This is a genomic window from Nostoc sp. (genome assembly GCF_036917815.1).
GTDB lineage: Bacteria > Cyanobacteriota > Cyanobacteriia > Cyanobacteriales > Nostocaceae > Nostoc.
This window is the reverse complement of record NZ_JBALEK010000061.1, coordinates 189,751-206,726: the sequence shown is the minus strand read 5'-3', so window position 1 is coordinate 206,726 and position 16,976 is coordinate 189,751. Positions and strand designations below refer to the sequence as shown.

13 protein-coding genes and 2 pseudogenes are annotated in these 16,976 nt (G+C 42.5%); 7 read left to right on the top strand and 8 right to left on the bottom strand.

What is annotated here, in order from left to right; translation table 11 throughout:
- Positions 1–13: 13 nt before the first annotated feature.
- Positions 14–160 carry a hypothetical protein gene (locus V7K97_RS19090; RefSeq protein WP_334802575.1) on the bottom strand — a complete coding sequence of 49 codons (147 nt, stop codon included), beginning with the start codon at positions 158–160 and terminating at the stop codon, positions 14–16.
- On the opposite strand from V7K97_RS19090, the pseudogene V7K97_RS19085 reads away from it, so the two are divergent.
- Positions 141–488, top strand: a pseudogene (locus V7K97_RS19085) (sensor histidine kinase); the annotation flags it as partial. The gene V7K97_RS19090 and the pseudogene V7K97_RS19085 sit on opposite strands and share 20 nt — an antisense overlap.
- A gap of 296 nt (positions 489–784) precedes the next feature.
- The gene (locus V7K97_RS19080; protein ID WP_334802654.1) at positions 785–3,376 is read left to right on the top strand and encodes a chloride channel protein; all 2,592 of its coding nucleotides are present in this window, start codon (positions 785–787) and stop codon (positions 3,374–3,376) included.
- Positions 3,377–3,846: 470 nt separating this feature from the next.
- Here V7K97_RS19080 and V7K97_RS19075 read toward each other — a convergent pair whose 3' ends face one another.
- Positions 3,847–5,247, bottom strand: a complete 1,401-nt coding sequence (locus tag V7K97_RS19075; RefSeq protein WP_334802574.1) for a sensor histidine kinase — start codon at positions 5,245–5,247, stop codon at positions 3,847–3,849.
- A gap of 1,122 nt (positions 5,248–6,369) precedes the next feature.
- Between V7K97_RS19075 and V7K97_RS19070 the strand changes: the two genes are divergently transcribed.
- The 3 genes from V7K97_RS19070 to V7K97_RS19060 all read left to right on the top strand — a co-directional run bounded on the left by V7K97_RS19070 (position 6,370) and on the right by V7K97_RS19060 (position 10,881).
- On the top strand, positions 6,370–8,025 hold the full coding sequence (locus V7K97_RS19070; RefSeq protein ID WP_334802573.1) for a peptidoglycan D,D-transpeptidase FtsI family protein: 1,656 nt from the start codon (positions 6,370–6,372) through the stop codon (positions 8,023–8,025).
- Between the two features lie 168 nt (positions 8,026–8,193).
- Positions 8,194–10,119, top strand: a complete 1,926-nt coding sequence (locus tag V7K97_RS19065; RefSeq protein ID WP_334802572.1) for a transglycosylase domain-containing protein — start codon at positions 8,194–8,196, stop codon at positions 10,117–10,119.
- Positions 10,120–10,179: 60 nt separating this feature from the next.
- On the top strand, positions 10,180–10,881 hold the full coding sequence (locus V7K97_RS19060) for a response regulator transcription factor (RefSeq protein WP_334802571.1): 702 nt from the start codon (positions 10,180–10,182) through the stop codon (positions 10,879–10,881).
- Between the two features lie 368 nt (positions 10,882–11,249).
- Here the strand turns inward: V7K97_RS19060 and V7K97_RS19055 are convergent, their stop codons facing one another.
- The 3 genes from V7K97_RS19055 to V7K97_RS19045 all read right to left on the bottom strand — a co-directional run bounded on the left by V7K97_RS19055 (position 11,250) and on the right by V7K97_RS19045 (position 12,428).
- Entirely contained in the window at positions 11,250–11,447 is a 198-nt protein-coding gene (locus V7K97_RS19055; protein WP_334802570.1) for a hypothetical protein, read from the bottom strand.
- Between the two features lie 61 nt (positions 11,448–11,508).
- Positions 11,509–11,655, bottom strand: a complete 147-nt coding sequence (locus V7K97_RS19050; protein ID WP_334802569.1) for a hypothetical protein — start codon at positions 11,653–11,655, stop codon at positions 11,509–11,511.
- Between the two features lie 131 nt (positions 11,656–11,786).
- Positions 11,787–12,428: a type I restriction endonuclease subunit R gene (locus V7K97_RS19045; protein WP_334802568.1), complete on the bottom strand. Its 642-nt coding sequence runs from the start codon at positions 12,426–12,428 to the stop codon at positions 11,787–11,789.
- A gap of 457 nt (positions 12,429–12,885) precedes the next feature.
- Here V7K97_RS19045 and V7K97_RS19040 point away from each other — a divergent pair, with 457 nt between their 5' ends.
- Both V7K97_RS19040 and V7K97_RS19035 read left to right on the top strand, forming a co-directional pair.
- A complete protein-coding gene (locus V7K97_RS19040) occupies positions 12,886–13,158 on the top strand; it encodes a hypothetical protein (RefSeq protein WP_334802567.1) in 273 nt (90 codons plus the stop codon).
- A complete protein-coding gene (locus V7K97_RS19035; RefSeq protein WP_334802566.1) occupies positions 13,155–13,532 on the top strand; it encodes a clan AA aspartic protease in 378 nt (125 codons plus the stop codon). The genes V7K97_RS19040 and V7K97_RS19035 overlap by 4 nt, the downstream gene beginning before the upstream one ends.
- Positions 13,533–13,603: 71 nt before the next feature.
- On the opposite strand, the pseudogene V7K97_RS19030 reads toward V7K97_RS19035, so the two are convergent.
- The 3 genes and pseudogenes from V7K97_RS19030 to V7K97_RS19020 all read right to left on the bottom strand — a co-directional run.
- A pseudogene (locus V7K97_RS19030) lies at positions 13,604–13,984 on the bottom strand (polyphosphate kinase 2 family protein); the annotation flags it as partial.
- A 205-nt stretch (positions 13,985–14,189) separates the two neighbouring features.
- Positions 14,190–14,312 (bottom strand): hypothetical protein, encoded by a 123-nt coding sequence (locus V7K97_RS19025; RefSeq protein ID WP_334802565.1) that lies wholly within the window; start codon positions 14,310–14,312, stop codon positions 14,190–14,192.
- A gap of 147 nt (positions 14,313–14,459) precedes the next feature.
- Positions 14,460–16,952, bottom strand: coding sequence for a plasma-membrane proton-efflux P-type ATPase (locus V7K97_RS19020; RefSeq protein WP_334802564.1), 2,493 nt, complete (start codon positions 16,950–16,952; stop codon positions 14,460–14,462).
- Positions 16,953–16,976 lie beyond the last annotated feature (24 nt).

The window sequence follows — 16,976 nt, the reverse complement described above, 5'->3', positions numbered from 1 at the left end:
ACTCTCTAGCTGGCTAGAGAGTCAAGGGATTTTGCAAAATTCTTTTTAATGAAGTCAAAAGTATCGCACTTTCAGCCATACCAGCCATCATTGTCGCCATTCGGTGATGGCGAGTCATTTGACGGAGGAATTCCTGATCATTTTCTAATTTAATTGTCAATGCAATACAATATACACCTAGAGGTGGGGAAGTAACAGTTTTCTTAGACTGCAACGACTATAATGCTGTAATTAAAGTTCAAGATACAGGCATTGGTATCCCGAAACACGAACTGACTCGAATTTTTGATCGCTTTTATCGGGTGAGTAGCGATCGCTCTCGTAACACTGGTGGTTATGGTTTGGGACTAGCCATTGTTCAAGCTATTGTTCAAGCATATCAAGGCAAATTAAATGTACAAAGTGAATTAGGTAAAGGCAGCACTTTTACAGTTCAATTACCTTTGGATGTTACTCCGTTTATGAAAGAAACAAACGCAGATGATTAGAGTTGGCTGTATTAAAGCGGTATTTTTAAGTATTAAGTATTATACGCACTGTATTAATACTGCATGTACAGCGCTTCCGGCTATTATGCAATACAGTTTTTCTCCTTGCCCTCTCCTATCAAAGCTTTCAGATTTGAGGATGTACCTCATAGCTGCCGGAAGTGCTGTATCTATCTTTAGACATAGAAAAATTTCATTCTGATTTCATTTTTTTGTGAAACGCTATGAATAGGGTGAACGGTAAGACATTTCAGACATTTATATACCTTCATTAATGACAAGTGATTGCTAAAAATATGTTAGCCAAGGGTAAAATTCTCTGGTTGAGGCTTTCCCGTCAGATGCTTCGACCCAGACGCTTGGCTTTCGTAGAAGCTTGCCTGATTGGTCTAGTTTCTGGGCTAGTGGCAGTTCTGTTAGGACAGGCAGTGGATTGGGCAGGCGCATTGCGAGTGCGTGTTTCTTACCTTTGGCCTGCCTACTTGGTGCTACCAGGTATTGGACTAGTAGGGGGACTTTTAGCTGGTTGGCTAGTAGAGCGTTTTGCACCGGAAGCATCAGGTAGTGGGATGTCTGAAGTGAAAGCGGTATTGGCTCGCGTACCAATGCCGTTAAATCTGCGAATTGCTTTGGTGAAGTTGATCAGCGCTACGTTAGTGTTGGGTTCGGGAATGCCTTTGGGACGGGAAGGGCCAACTGTCCAAATTGGGGCAGCTTTGGCAAATCAACTTAGTAACTGGGTACCGACTTCACCAGAGCATCGTCGCCAACTGATCGCCGCTGGAGCCGGGGCTGGTTTAGCTGCGGCTTTTAATGCACCCATTGCCGGTGTCCTTTTTGTAGTGGAAGAATTACTCCAAGATGTGTCAGGTATCACTCTTGGTACTGCGATTTTGGCTTCTTTCATCGCTTCAGTCATCTCCCGGCTCTATGGTAGCCACAACCTGGATCTAAATCATCTAAATTTAGGTCTTCCCGATACAACTTTCTTCGCTCAGGAAATCCCTTTCTACTTGATTTTGGGAGTGCTGGCGGGACTTCTAGGCATTCTATTTAATAAAGGTATTCTTGAGAGTCTAGCAATTAACCGCCGCCTGCTACATGTGAGTTTATCCTGGCGAATTGGAATCGCGGGGTTAGTCAGTGGTGTGGCGATCGCCTTTTTACCTGCTGCCTTTCGCGATCATGCTGGGCTGAGAGAAATTTTGCTTGCGGGTAATACTAACTGGTCGTTTGCCGCGATCGCTCTTTTAGTTCAGTTTACCCTAATTATTTTTACCTATGGCTCTGGAGCGCCAGGGGGTTTACTAGTTCCCACCTTAGTCTTAGGAGCTGCCCTTGGTTACTTAGTGGGTGCTGTCGAACACAGTTTACTGGGAATGAGTGCTGCGACAGTCTATGCTCATGTCGGCATGGCTGCCTTTTTTAGCGCCGTCTCCAAAGTACCAATTACAGCAGTTGTCATTGTATTTGAGATGACCACAGATTTCAATCTGGTGCTACCGCTAATGATTGCGTCTGTGGTTGCCTATTTAGTAGCAGAAAAAATTGACCATCGATCGCTCTACGACCTTCTACTAGAGTGGAAAGGGATTCACATCACCAAGGAGCCTAGCACAGAGGGACTTCTAGCACAACTGAGTGCCGTAGATGTGATGCAACGGCGTGTGGAAACTCTCTCTAGCCAAATGAGTACTGATGAAGCAGTACAGGCATTTTCCGACTCTCACCATCGCAACTTCCCAGTTTTAGAGAATGGTAAAGTTGTTGGTATTATCACTCAGAAAGATTTAGTTAATATTGCTTCGCAACAGTTAGGTGGAGATACGAGTATTAGCGAGATTATGACACCAGAGCCAGTGACAGTAACTCCCATAGCGACACTGGCTCATGTACTGCATATACTCAATCGTTATCACCTCAGCTGCTTGCCTGTTATAGAAGGTCGCAAGCTTATAGGAATTATTACTCGTAGTGATATTATCCGTGTAGAAGCAGAGCGACTGAGTGGTAATAGCGAACAAATAGAACGTAAATCAGCACCTTCTTATGTGGTTTACCAAACTCGCGCTCCAGCTACAGGCAAAGGAAGGTTGTTAGTACCACTTTCACATCCACAGACAGCCGAGACTTTACTAGAAATGGCAGTTGCGATCGCCAAAGATCGCAATTACGAACTAGAATGCCTACAAGTGATTATCGTTCCGTCTGGCCGTATCCCATCTGAAACACCAGTGGAAACTGCTAAAAGCCATCATCTTTTCCACATGGCAAGACTGTTAGGAGAGAATTGGCGGATTCCCGTTCACACCCAAATCCGAGTTGCCCATAATATTGCAGGGGCAATTTTGGAGACTGTCAAAGAACGACACATTGACTTGGTGCTGATGGGCTGGAAAGGCAGTACATCAACTCCTGGTAGAGTTTTTAGCCGAGTGGTGGATACCATAATTCGACAGGCAGGTTGTGATGTTATCTTGGCTAAATTAGATGATAAAAGATCCTTTGACCGTTGGTTGTTGCCAATGGCAGGCGGCCCTAACTCCAGCCAAGCAATTAAGTTATTACCTGCTCTGGCTTCTTTAAGTACATCACCTCAAATCAAGCTATGTCAGGTTTTCCAGCCTACTAACTCCATTCCTGACACAACATTACTAGATAAATCTGTTCACTTTCTCCAACGCCGAGTTAGTGGTAAAGTGATCGCTACTCCCGTTCGTGCCAATTCTGTTTCTGATGCTGTCCTGAAGTGCGCAGAACTTGATAATAGTGATGTGATTGTCCTGGGAGCTAGCCGTGAAAGTCTACTGCAACAAGCGATTCAAGGAAATATTGCCGAGAATATTTCTCGCAAGAGTAATTGTACGGTTATCATGGTCAAAACTTAATTACGTAGGCTTGCGCCTACCCGTATCAAATCCGCTTAATCACTTATGATATGTCATTGCGAGTGAAACAGAGTGGCAATCACTTCGGACTCCTCACATCTTGCACCTAGCCCTAGCGATTAGAAATCACGGCTATACAAACTCTCGTCCGCCTACGCGGACTAACGCAAATCAAGGCTTTTCAACCTGCGGAGGCAGGTTTTGTCTCGTGTAGCCGCGACTTCTAGGCGCCTGGTGCAAGATATAAGACTCGGCGATCGCTTCACTCCGCTATCGCTAGGGCTACTGGCAACAATTTTGGGTTTTCGAGACGCGATAAATCGCCGTCTCTACAAGTGTTTTGGTCTTATCTGAACTGTATTGATTTATAATTATCTTTTGTATTAACAGGTATATTTGTGACATCTTCCTCTCGAAATTAATTTGTTAAATATTAAGGATTAAAACCTTATAAACAAGAAAATTTAAGTTTAATCATGACTGCTTAATTTACTCTTGACTATTACTGTTCCTTGTTGGGGAAATTTTATCGTAAAACTTGTTCCACCTCCTACTTCGCTATCTACATAAATTTCTCCATGATGTATTTCTAAGCACTTTTTAACCACAGCAAGTCCTAGTCCACTACCAACAATCTTGCCTACATTATTAGCACGATGAAAAGGCTCAAATAAATGCTCTTTAAATTCGCCAGGAATTCCTATTCCATTATCTTTAACTTGGAAAAATATTGCGGATGATTCACAACTAAGAATTAAGAAAATACTTCCCTCTGGAGGTGAATATTTAATTGCATTTGAGAGTAAGTTACTCAGAACCGAATAAAGTATATTTTCGTCTAATTTGGCATGAGTACAGTTCCCTTGGCTGATAAATTTAATAGTATGCTGTTGTTGATTAGAAAATTGGAGGTCTTCTATCAAATTAATGCAAAATGCTTCCAAATCTATCAGTTCTGGATGAAATTCTAATTTCCCAGCTTCTGCCCTAGTCAAAGTTAAAATATCGGTTAGTAACTGGTTCATTGACCTAGCTGAAGATTGAATCCGATACAGATTTTTAAGTTTCTTCTCTTCCGTCCACTGCTGATTACTTTGAGCCAATAGTTGAGCCGACCCCAATATAATACTCAATGGTGTACGAAATTCATGGGATACCATTGAAAAAAAGCGTAACTTCAATTCGCTAAGTTCTTTTTCTTGAGCTAAAGTCTGTTGAATAGCTTCTGCTTCTTGGCGCTTTACTAATTGCTGATAAAGCAACGCATAAACGCCTAATAAAATGGCAAAACTCAAGAAAGTACTGAGGAATTCAATCAACATCCGGTTGCGGATATTATCTTGGGAATGTCTGACCGAGATTTGTAGTAACTGTTCCTCCCTCGCTTGCATTTGAGTAAGCGTTTCGCGGATTTGATTACGGTTTTGGTTACTTTGAGTAACTAGAGGTGCTTGAATAGCAAAGCTTGATTTACCTGCTTCTTTGAGGTTAATCGACTGTTTAGATAATTGAACTCTTTGAGCAATGAGGAATTTTAGCTTCGTTATTTGCTGCTGTTGATAAGAGTCATCAGCAAGTTGTTGCTGCAACTTTTTGACTTTGGCATCCAGGCTTTGCATTGCCTGATAGTAACGTTTGAGTTCTGATTGCTCTCTATAAAGAATATAACCCCTGCGTCCGGCTTCTCCATCGGTTAGTGTAGCGAAGATGTCAATAACATTTTTCATTACCTCATGTGTGTCCTTCACTTGATTGCTACTTTCAATTAACTGAGTAGCATTTTGGTAAGAAATCAGACTAGCTGTACCCATTAATAATAAGCTCAAGCCAAAGCCAGAGGCAATCCATTTCCTTTCCAGTGACCATTTCATAGAAAAAATTAATTAATCATTAATGGTTCAGAGTCGAATGGCACTAAGTTAAGATACAGCCCTTGCCCCAACTGGTTCCCAGCCTGGAGGCTGGGAAACCATTCTCGGAGGCGGAGCCTCCTCTTTCTTGACAAGAGGCAGAGCCTCTCGGAACTCGTTCCCAGCCTGGAGGCTGGGAACGAGGATACAATAAGTCTTTGGGCTTTTCTTAGTGCCATTCGGTTTAGAGTCCATATCTTATCCAAGACCTTGCATCAAAGTAAAGATTTTTCCAAATATTAAGCTTAGTTCAAAAATTTTATAACTACCCGATTTCTACCATATTTTTGCCTTAAATCTCCACAAATAGGTATTAAAATTCTACTTAAATTCAAGCTCCTTTGCACTAAAATATCTCCAAACAAATAAATTTAATTGTTTGTTTGGAGGATTTTAGTTTTATATATCAGGATTCATATAGGAGTGCGATTTGATTTCTGAAAAAATCTAAGTATCTGTAGGGTGTGTTATGGCGTAGCCTAACGCACCTAAATCGTTAACTGGTGCGTTAGCCTTTGGCGTAACGCACCCTACGTATATTTCAGAAATCAAATATGAGTCCTATATTTGATTTTTGAAAAACTTATTGCCACTCAAAAAGCTTTCTTTTCTATTGACTATGTAAATACCCACTAAACCCAATAAATTCTCTAAATCAAAAGATATTCCTATATTGTCATTAAATAAACTGTGATTGCTCTATTATCTCATCTCTAATTCATGTGAATTATATTGAAAAGCTAGAATTTAATCAATATTCTTGCTTTTACTACCCGATTTTTACCCGAATTCTACCCAACTTTTAGACTTTTAAGGTGTAGCGTTAGGAAAATACAAAATGAGGTATTAAAATATCATTTCCGGCTTTGGTAAATTATCATGCCTCACTGTTCAGTGAATATTGTCAATAAATATCGTTCATCATCATGAGCAAGTAGAGTGAAATTACAGAGTTCACAGAATCCCGCAGTTACAAAGCGAGAGAGTGTTTTTAGACAAGATAAAAAGAAAATAATTACTACCCATACACCAAACCAAATACTAAACACTAGACACAGACTTTTTTTAGTATGGTGTATTTTAATGGCAGCAATTTTAGGATTGGTTATCAACTTGTATAAATTACAAATTGTACAGGGAGCAAAGCTAACAGAGAAAGCACGAAATCAGCAGATGGTAACTTTACAGCCTTTTATACCTCGCCGAATGGTGGTGGATCGTAATGATAATATCTTGGCTTGTGACCGTCTTGTATATACTCTGTACGCTCATCCAAAACTGTTTAAACAATCTGATGAACAAGTAGCACAAAAACTTGCCCCAATCCTTAACAAAAATGCTAATGAATTAGTGAAAATTTTTCAAAGTCAAAAAAGTGGCATTTTACTTGCTTCTGCGCTACCAGAATCAACTGTTACTCATGTAACTGCATTGCACTTCAATGGTTTGGAGTTAACTCAAAAATACCTCCGGTTCTACCCAGAGAACGATTTAGTTGCAGATGTAGTAGGTTACGTAAATACAGACCGTAACGGTCAAGCAGGTGTGGAATACAGCCAAGAAGATTTGCTGAAACGTTCTGTGGAAACTGTACGGCTTAGTCGAACAGGTAACGGCGCATTGATGCCAGATTATGCTCCTGTGGAATTGCTGGATTTTGATGATTTGCAACTACAGCTAACTATTGATAGTCGTCTACAACGAAGCGCCCGTTTAGCTCTGAAGCAACAGATGGAGAAATTTAGGGCGAAACGGGGGGCGGTAATTGTAATGGATGCCTTGGATGGTTCCTTGCTGGCTTTAGTATCTGTGCCAACATATAACTCCAACGAATACTCTAAAGCTGATATTTCACTGTTTAAAAATTGGACAGTAGCAGATACTTATGAACCAGGATCAACATTTAAGCCTTTGAATGTAGCGATCGCTTTAGAAAATGGCGTTATAAAATCAGATGATGTATTTAAAGATCCTGGTTTTATTAAAGTAGCCAACTACACTATTAAAAATGCTGAGGAAAACAATTATCAAAAAATTAGTGTTACTCAAATTCTCCAATACTCTAGCAATGTTGGCATGGTGGAAATTATGCAGCGATTGCGTCCTTCAATCTATTACAACTGGCTACAACGCTTAGGAATAGGGCAAACTGTTGATACAGATTTGCCATTTGCAGTTAGCGGACAGTTGAAAAGTCAAGAAAAATTTGTTGCTTCACCCATTGAACCAGCAACTACCTCTTTTGGCCAAGGCTTTTCCCTCACACCGTTACAAATAGTGCAATTACACGCAGCTTTAGCTAACGGTGGAAAATTAGTTACACCTCATGTAGTCCAGGGACTAATTGATAGTAAAGGACAGATACATTACTCACCCACCTTCCCCACACCACGCCAAATTTTCTCACGCACTACAACAAAAAAGGTGATTAAAATGATGGAAACTGTGGTTGAAGAAGGAACTGGAAAAGCATCACAAATATCTGGTTATCACATAGCTGGTAAAACTGGTACAGCACAAAAAGCAAGTTCCACTGGCGGTTATAAAAAAGGCGCTTACATCACTAGCTTTTTGGGTATATTACCAGTGGAGTCTCCCCGCTATGTAGTTTTGGCAGTGGTAGATGAGCCAAAAGGAGAAAATGTTTATGGTGGTACCGTCGCCGCACCAATTGTTAAATCTGTGATGGAAGCACTTATCCCTCTTGAGGATATTCCACCAAGTCAGGTAATGAATTAAGGGTTGAAGATTATACAGAATAGGAAGAAAATAACTGGATAAAAAGTCAATCTTCTATACATATTTGTAGCTTCTTGGAGTCAAAGATGAGAGTCTTGCAAGATATCCAAAGATTGTAAAAACTAAATAAATTGTAGTTAAATTTATAAATTAGGAAATCCAATTGCCGTGTCTTCATTTAAAACTTTTGAAGAGAAACAATCAAAAATCCAGACTTTACCTAGTTTTGAGTTTTTCAAAAGAGTCGGTCAAGTAACTGGTGGCACACTCTTATCACTTACTATGCTATCAAGTTCCGTGCTAGCTGGAGGACTAGTGGGTTTAGCTATTAGTTTCCGTAATCTACCAGATGTTAGACAACTACGAAACTTTATACCCTCAGAAACAACTTATATCTATGATATTAAAGGCAAGCTTTTAACACGTATACATGGGGAAGCTAATCGCCAAGTAGTGCCTTTAGATCAAATTTCCCCCAATTTAATACGAGCGGTATTAGCTAGTGAAGATAGTCGCTTCTACGAGCATCATGGTATTAATCCCGGTGGTATTGGACGTGCTGCATTAGTCAATTTTGCATCTGGGGAAGTGCGAGAGGGTGGTTCTACAATCACCATGCAGTTAGTAAAAAATATTTTCTTATCTCAAAAACGCGCTTTTACCCGAAAAATAGTAGAAGCAGTATTAGCAATTCGCTTAGAGCAAGTTATCAGTAAAGACCAAATATTAGAGATGTACCTCAATCAAGTTTACTGGGGTCACAATAACTATGGTGTTCAAACAGCAGCACGTACTTACTTTAAAAAATCAGCGCAAAATTTGACTTTGGGCGAATCAGCAATGATGGCCGGTTTGATTCAAGCTCCAGAAGAATTTAGCCCGTTTGTCAGCATGAAGCTGGCAAAAGAAAAACAAAAAGAAGTATTGGGGCGAATGTTGGAATTAAATTGGATTACTCAACAAGAGTATAATGATGCTCTCAAACAACAAATCAAACTTGGTGAAATCAAGTCATTTCAAGGTAGCGCTTTGCCTTACGTTACCAATACTGTAGCCCAGGAATTAATTAAAAAGTTTGGGCGTGAAACGTTGCTCAAAGGAGGAATGCACGTACAAACCACAGTAGATGCAGGCTTCCAAATGATGGCAGAAGAAACTATCAAGAAGTGGCATCAAACTCTTGAAAGTGAGGGATTAAACAATAATCAAATGGCTTTAGTAGCAATTGATCCTCGCACACATTTTGTCAAAGCACTAGTGGGTGGTGTAGATTCAAAAACTAGCGAATTTAACCGAGCAACTCAAGCCCACCGTCAGCCAGGATCTTCTTTTAAACCGTTTGTTTACTATACTGCCTTTGCTAGTGGTAAATTTACACCAAATACAACAATCCTAGATACTCCAGTTAGTTATCGTGATGGCAACGGTTGGTATTATCCCCGAAACTACGATAATACATTTATGGGAGCAATACCAATTCGTACAGCCCTAGCCCAGTCTCGTAATGTCCCCGCAGTCAAAATTGGCAAAGCTGTGGGTATGAATAAAGTAATTGAAACTTGCCGTACTTTGGGAATTATGAGTCCGATGGAACCGGTGAGTTCTTTACCGCTAGGTGCGATCGGTGTGACACCATTAGAAATGGCTAGCGCTTATGCAACTTTTGCTAATTACGGCTGGCAATCACCTCCAACGATTATTGCCCGTGTTACTGACGGTAGTGGCAATGTGTTAATAGATAATACTCCTAAACCTCAGCGAGTTCTTGACCCTTGGGCATCAGCAGCAATTTTAGACGTAATGCAAACGGTAGTTAAAGAAGGAACTGGTAGAGGTGCAGATATAGGTCGTCCAGTTGCGGGAAAGACGGGTACAACTTCCTCAGAGAAAGATATTTGGTTTATTGGTACGGTACCGCAGTTAACAACTGCCATTTGGGTAGGGAGGGACAACAACCGACAATTATCTAGCCACGCGACAGGCGGAGGTATGGTGGCTCCTATCTGGCGTGATTTTATGCAGAAGGCACTCAAAGATGTACCAGTAGAAAACTTCCAGCCACCTTCTAATTTTCCTCGTCCGAAATCAAATTGAAAGTATTAAAGTTAGGTATTGGAATTTATTCTAGTTTTTTAATTTACAAATATTCTGACAATGCGGATTTTGGTAGTTGAAGATGATGTCCAGTTAGCAGAGATGCTGATGGAAGCCCTGACTGACCGGCAATATGTGGTAGATATAGCCCAAGATGGAGAGGAAGCGTGGGATTGCATCAAAGTATTGGAATATGATTTAGTAGTGCTAGATATTACCTTACCCAAACTGGATGGTGTCAGTTTTTGTCAACGCTTGCGATCGCCTACATCAGCGCGTAGCCCATCGCGTAATATCACAATACCTGTACTCATGTTAACAGCACGCGATACCCTTGGTGACAAAATTACCGGGTTGGATGCTGGAGCAGATGATTATATGGTCAAACCTTTTGAAATGCCAGAGTTAATGGCTCGTGTTCGCGCACTGTTGCGCCGCAATAGTGCCGCAACATCTTCTTCAGACTTTGGTTGGGGTAATCTGCGTTTAAATTCTAGCACTTATGAAGCCACATACTCTGACAAGCCTTTACACCTAACACCTAAAGAATTTGCTCTTTTAGAATTAATGGTTTCTAGTGGTCGGCGGGTGCTAAGTCGAGCCGGAATTATTGAGCGCATTTGGTCGCTTGATGACCCTCCGAGCGAGGAAACTGTTAAGTCTCACATTAAGAGTTTACGGTATAAACTTAAAGACGTAGGTGCTGCTGATGATTTTATTGAGACAGTTCATGGATTGGGCTATCGCTTAAAGCAGCTTTAGGAAAATACCCGATTTCTACCCGATATTTACCTCTTATCTTTACAACTGATTGTTAGACTACAATTACTGAAGTTAACCTCTTCTTTTACACTAGAACACTATTATTCTCCAAATCAATTTAATTATTGACTTGGGGAATTTTAATTTTTATCTAAAAGCAATTAGTAAACCAGCTTTTTAAATATTGAGAATTCATTAAGTCGAGAGCAACTGAGATGACTGTATCAACCATTTCTGTTGTAGTTGGAGCAAAACTGCGTAAAAAAGATTTGAGTGTAGTTTTTATTGCTGACTCTCAAGTATCGCTGGCTAAATCAAGCGCTCCCAGAATGTAGATATTTGTATCGATAAATATTGATTTGGGCAAACTAGACTTTGATTTCACCGTCATTTAGCCTTTGCTCTCTTTCTGTGGATATTTCTTGTTTTACATCCTGAATAAGTTCCATAATTTTGTCGGTCGAGTCATAGCCAGATTTGGTAAAAAGTTGATGCGACATAGTTGCAAATCCTTCGTTTGATAGCTGTTCTCGGCGATCGCTAATCCCTATCAAATGTTGAAACATTGCTAAACTTAACAGCACTGCTTTTGGTTGCCCTTCTTGGACTAAGGCGATCGCTTCTCGCTTAGAGTTGGTTTATGTGATTGGCGTCCCAAATTTGGCAGACTTCTTGGACTAAGGCGATCGCTTCTCGCTTAGAGTTGGCTTGTTGGATTAGCTGAGAAAGCTCTTGGTTGTCGCGTATATTTGCTTCTAGCATATAATTTGCCATTTTGAAGTCAGTTATAATTCTATGTTACGCGATCGCCTATTTCCTTGCTCTTAAGTTATCAGCAAAACCTCTAGCAGTTAGATAATTGAGGCGATCGCCTAAAAATTACGACTCACAGTAATAGCGATCGCCTAACTCCTCAAATCGCCAATATAAGCCCCAATTTGTTTAAGTCCCTGCAAAACTTGGATACGTTCTGATGTATTTTCAAGTAACCGATAAGTATTGGATCTAGTATATTGAGGGACATTTTGGTGGCGATCGCATTTCAAAAACAATACTTCTCTTCCGTTTGTAACCATTCCATAATAACTTGACTGTAAGTTGGGAGCGCTCAACAAATAAGTAAGTGCTTGGGGAATTCCCGCCGTAACGTCTAGTCTTGCAGGCTTTGACTCGATTACCAAAATCCAAAAACTATCTTGAATCACCAAAATATCAATCCTGCCTTGAACTGCAATAGCATTAGCTTCGTCTGCAACTTCGATATTGGTACTTACTTCTGCTTTTACCAAAAAAGGAAACTGATAGAAACCTGCTAAATCTAGCAATGGTGATATAACTACAAGCTTAACAATTTCTTCGAGAGGTGGTTCTTCTTGACTGAGATAGGTATAGTTTCGAGTGAGGCGATCTAGTCCTTGTAGTTCCGCTTCGGTTAGAGTCGGCGCATTATTTAACCATTCATCAAAAAAGCGATCGCTAGAGTCGAGTCTCAAGCCAAAAGTTTGACGGAGAGCGCCAAGGGTAAGGCTACTAGCATTTGTAATCACGGTTAAATTCTTGTAGTAATTACATGAAGTTTAAAAGTCTAGACATTTGATCTAGGCTCCAATACCTAATATACGATATATTAAGAGCAAAAGAGAGATCGCCTAAAAATCATGACTCGCCGAACAAGGCAAAAGTAAAAAGTAAAAAGTAAAAATAAAGAGGAATAAAATCGGTTTGAGAGCAACTAAATTTATTTATGGAAAAGGAAATAAAGATTTGTTTCGATACACGTAGTGCAAGAAATAAGGCATCCTTTTTAAATCCCCTAAATTTATTTATGGGGATTCTCTTTTTACTTTTTACTTTTTACTTTTATCTTTTTAAAGGAATAGCGATCGCTGTAGGGTGAGTTAATGAAGCGTAACGCGCCTTATTTTTGTTTGAATGAAAGCATTCTTTTCGGAGCAATTTCTGGTCAGTTATAATGTCAGGCAAGGATCGAGGAAATTCACAATCATGGTATTCCGTCAACCCCGCTATAGCAAAGAAGAATTCGCCCAACGTGGCGATCTAATTTATCAAACGCAAATACGCCCACAAGTCGAAGCAGGTAATCACGGGAAGATTGTGGCGATCGACCTTGAAACTGGAGACTTTGAAGTTGATGCGCGTGAAATATCTGCTTGCACTAGGCTCGAAGCCCGTCATCCAGATGCTCAAATCTGGATTGTTCGAGTTGGTTCTCGCCACGTTCGACGATTTGGTGGACGAATAAAGAGAACTGCATGATCTCAGGAATTGTTAACGCAGATTTTGAGGCGATTATCTCGCTTTCGATACGTGGCTCTGATGGAAAAATTTACACACAAGATGCGATTGTCGATACAGGCTTTAACGGTTGGCTTTCATTGCCGCCAGACCTGATTGATCGGCTAAATCTGAAATGGAAAAGAAGAGGGCGTGCTATTCTTGGTGATGGTTGTGAATGCGTTTTTAATGTTTACGAAGCAGTTGTATTTTGGGATGGACAGTATCTAACAATTCCAATTGATGAAGCTGATTCAGAACCTCTAGTTGGAATGTCATTAATGGAAGGCTATCAACTCATGGTTCAAGTCTTTGAGGACGGCAGGGTAGAAATCAGCAAAGTAAAAGCGGTCTAAAACTTCGCACCGTTAGACTGTGAAATCACAGAACTGTGAATCTTGAGGCTAATATCAACCAATTTTCATCCTTATTTCTGGCTCTCCAGAATTTTCTTCGCCTGTAAAAGTTCTTGATATTGTTCTTCGCTGACCTTTGGATACTTGAGATTCAGTTCCTTTAACTGCGTGTAAATGATACCCGCCACAACCAGACGAGTAAACCATTTGGGATCGGCGGGGATAATGTACCAAGGAGCATATTTTGTACTGGTGTGATTGAAAATATCCTCATAGACACTCATATAGTCATTCCAAAAAGTACGTTCATTGGCATCATTAACAGAGAACTTCCAGTTCTTTTCAGGTCGGTCAATCCGTTCTAAAAAACGTTTTCCCTGTTCTTCTTTAGACACATTCAGAAAAAATTTGAGGATGATAGTTCCGTTGTTGACTAGATATTTCTCAAAGTGAACCAGATTTACAGCGATTTTCAGGTAAATATACCACGCGGTAGGGGCAATTCATGAATTGCCCCTACGACAGATGTGGTTCAAATACATGAAAACTGCTGTAAATTCTTTTTATCCAAAATATAAAGTTTGATAACTTTATCAGTAGACATATTATTTACGCTCAGAGAAACTAGAGTTTTCTGAACAATACAGAATTGGTGAGTTATTCAAGATAATCCGAGAACAGCATTGAAAGTGCAAAACTCCCGATAAACGTCAAGGTAGATAAGTTTGTATCTTGAGTTTGATGGGCTTCAGGAAGAATTTCTTCAACGATCGCTACCATCAAAGTGCCTGTTGTAATCAGTTTGTCCGCGCAATCCCCAATAGCCCAGCGTCGCGCCCAGTCAAACAGGAATCAGAAATGCCGCAACTCACCAAAATCGCTGTGTTCGCGGCATATTTTGACTCCATTGTTGTGGTTACAGTATGCTCAAGTCATTTTTAGAGGACTCCTTTGTTTTGACCGTGGTGGGAGCAAAAGCCGATAAGCGAGAAGTTTCACGCGGTCAGTCACCAGAAACCAGATCACCGCATAGCCCCAGACAAACAGCGCCCACCGCCAACCGAGCGGTGTCATCAGCAGTCCATAAACGGCAATTAATGTCGCTAGTGCCTGCGTGCCGAGTACCGCGACCCACAGAATCCTTGCCGGACGGACAGACCAGAACGGGCCACGTGTACGCGCCTGAAAGATCGTCAGATGTCCTGCCACCGAGAGCATAAGATACATCAGCGTCTGAATATGCGGACGATCAAGGTGGAAAACCTGGTCACCGAGATAGAAGAGGCCAAATGCAGCGATGGGACCGACGACACCCAGCACCGTGGCGATCCCCAGCACCAAGCGCATATTCCATGCCTCGGGCTTATCCCGGTAATGAACATTGTCATAGGCGATGGATAGGATAGCACCGTCGTTGAGCAACGCCACCATTACAATCATCACTGCTGTCAATGGATAAAAGTTAAAGAACAGGATCGACACGGTCATAAACAACAGCACACGCAACGTCTCGGCGATGCGGTAGATCGCGTAGCTGTTCATCCTCTGGAAAATGCGGCGGCTCTCCTTAATCGCGTCAATAATCACCGACAGTCCGGGCGTTGTCAGCACGATGGAAGCCGCCGCCCGCGCCGCGTCTGTTGCGCCTGAAACGGCGATGCCGCAGTCGGCTTTCTTCAGCGCGGGGGCATCATTCACCCCGTCACCCGTCATACCGACGATATGTCCGTGTTTTTGCAGGACATCCACAATGTGGAACTTGTGTTCGGGGAATACCTGGGCAAAACCGTCGGCATTCTCAATGGAATCGGACACTGCTGATGTCTCTTGCTTTTCCGAGTCGCCCAAGCTCCCGGCATCGAGGATATTTGCGCCCATGTCCAACTTTTTGGCGGTTTCCTGAGCGATCGCGAGTGCATCGCCCGTCACCATCTTGACGTTTACGCCCATCTTGGCTGCGCTTGCAATAGTTGCCTTGGCATCTTCCCGTGGCGGATCGAACAGCGGCAACACGCCGAGAAACTGCCATTTTCCATCGCCCTCAGCCCGCGCCACGCCCAACGAACGAAAGCCACGGGTCGCAAATTCGTTGACTGCCTTTTCGACGGCGGACTTCACCTGTCCAGCATTGGTGGATAATGCTAGAATCACTTGGGGCGCACCCTTGGTCACTTTGAACGTTTTTCCGTCTTTGGCTTTAACGGCGGCTTCGGTGCGTTTATGCACCGGGTCGAATGGCGTGAAGTGAACCACCTCGTAAGCCTTTAACAAATCCTTGTCTTTCAGTCCGTCCACAACGGCTATATCAATGGTGTCGTTGTTTTCCGCACGCGACGCCAGCGCCCCGTTGAGGATGATTTGATCGGCAGGAACATTATTCACGCTGAACGGATCGCCCAGCGTCAGCTTGTTCTGGGTCAGCGTGCCGGTCTTGTCCGCACATAGCACATCCACGCCAGCTAGTTCCTCAATAGCGACCAATCGGCTGACAATCGCTTTTTTCTTGGAGAGCAGGCGTGCGCCAACCGCCATCGTTACCGACAACACTGTTGGCATCGCCACGGGAATCGCAGCTACGGTCAACACCAGAGCGAACTGCAACGTAGTGAGGATCGGATCGCCACGGGAGATGGCGACGGTAATAATCAACGTCACCAGAGCCAGCGCGAGAAGGATTAGGTAGTTGCCAATCTTTAAAACCGCCTTTTGAAAATGGCTGACAGTTTGCGCCTTCTGCACCAGTTGCGCCGTCTTGCCAAAGTAGGTGTTCGCACCCGTGGCATAGACCAGTGCGCTGCTCTCACCCCGACGAACGATCGAGCCGGAAAACACCGCATCGCCAGGGTTACACGTGGCAGGTAGGGATTCGCCCGTCAGCGCGGACTGATCCACCGACATGGGATCGCCGTCCAATAAGCGGGCATCTGCTGGCACTATATCGCCAAGCCGCAGTTGGATGACATCACCAGGCACCAACTCACGCGCTGGCGGGGTAATCCACTTCCCATCTCGTTTCACCTGGGTCTTGGTCGCGAGCTTCGCTTTCAGAGCAGTAATGGCGTTGCCCGCAGCACTTTCTTCCCAGAATCCCACCACAGCGTTGGTAACTAGCAGCAGCAGGATGATAAAGAAATCCGGCCAGTGCCGCACCACGCCCGAAAGAATCACCGCCACCTCGATCATCCACGGGATCGGTCCCCAGAAATAAGTGAGGAATTTCAGGAATGGATTGGTCTTCTTTTCCTCGATCTCGTTAGGACCATATTTAGTCAGGCGCTTCTTCGCCTGTGCTTGGCTGAGTCCGTCTGGCGACGACTCCAATTTTTTTTCCACCTCCGGCAGTGGCAGAGTTTTCAGATCGTCTTTCGCATCGGGCTTCGATTTGGAAGCTTTGGGCTGATCGGCAACGGGTTTGATCATGGGTATTCCTTTGGTTTATTTTTT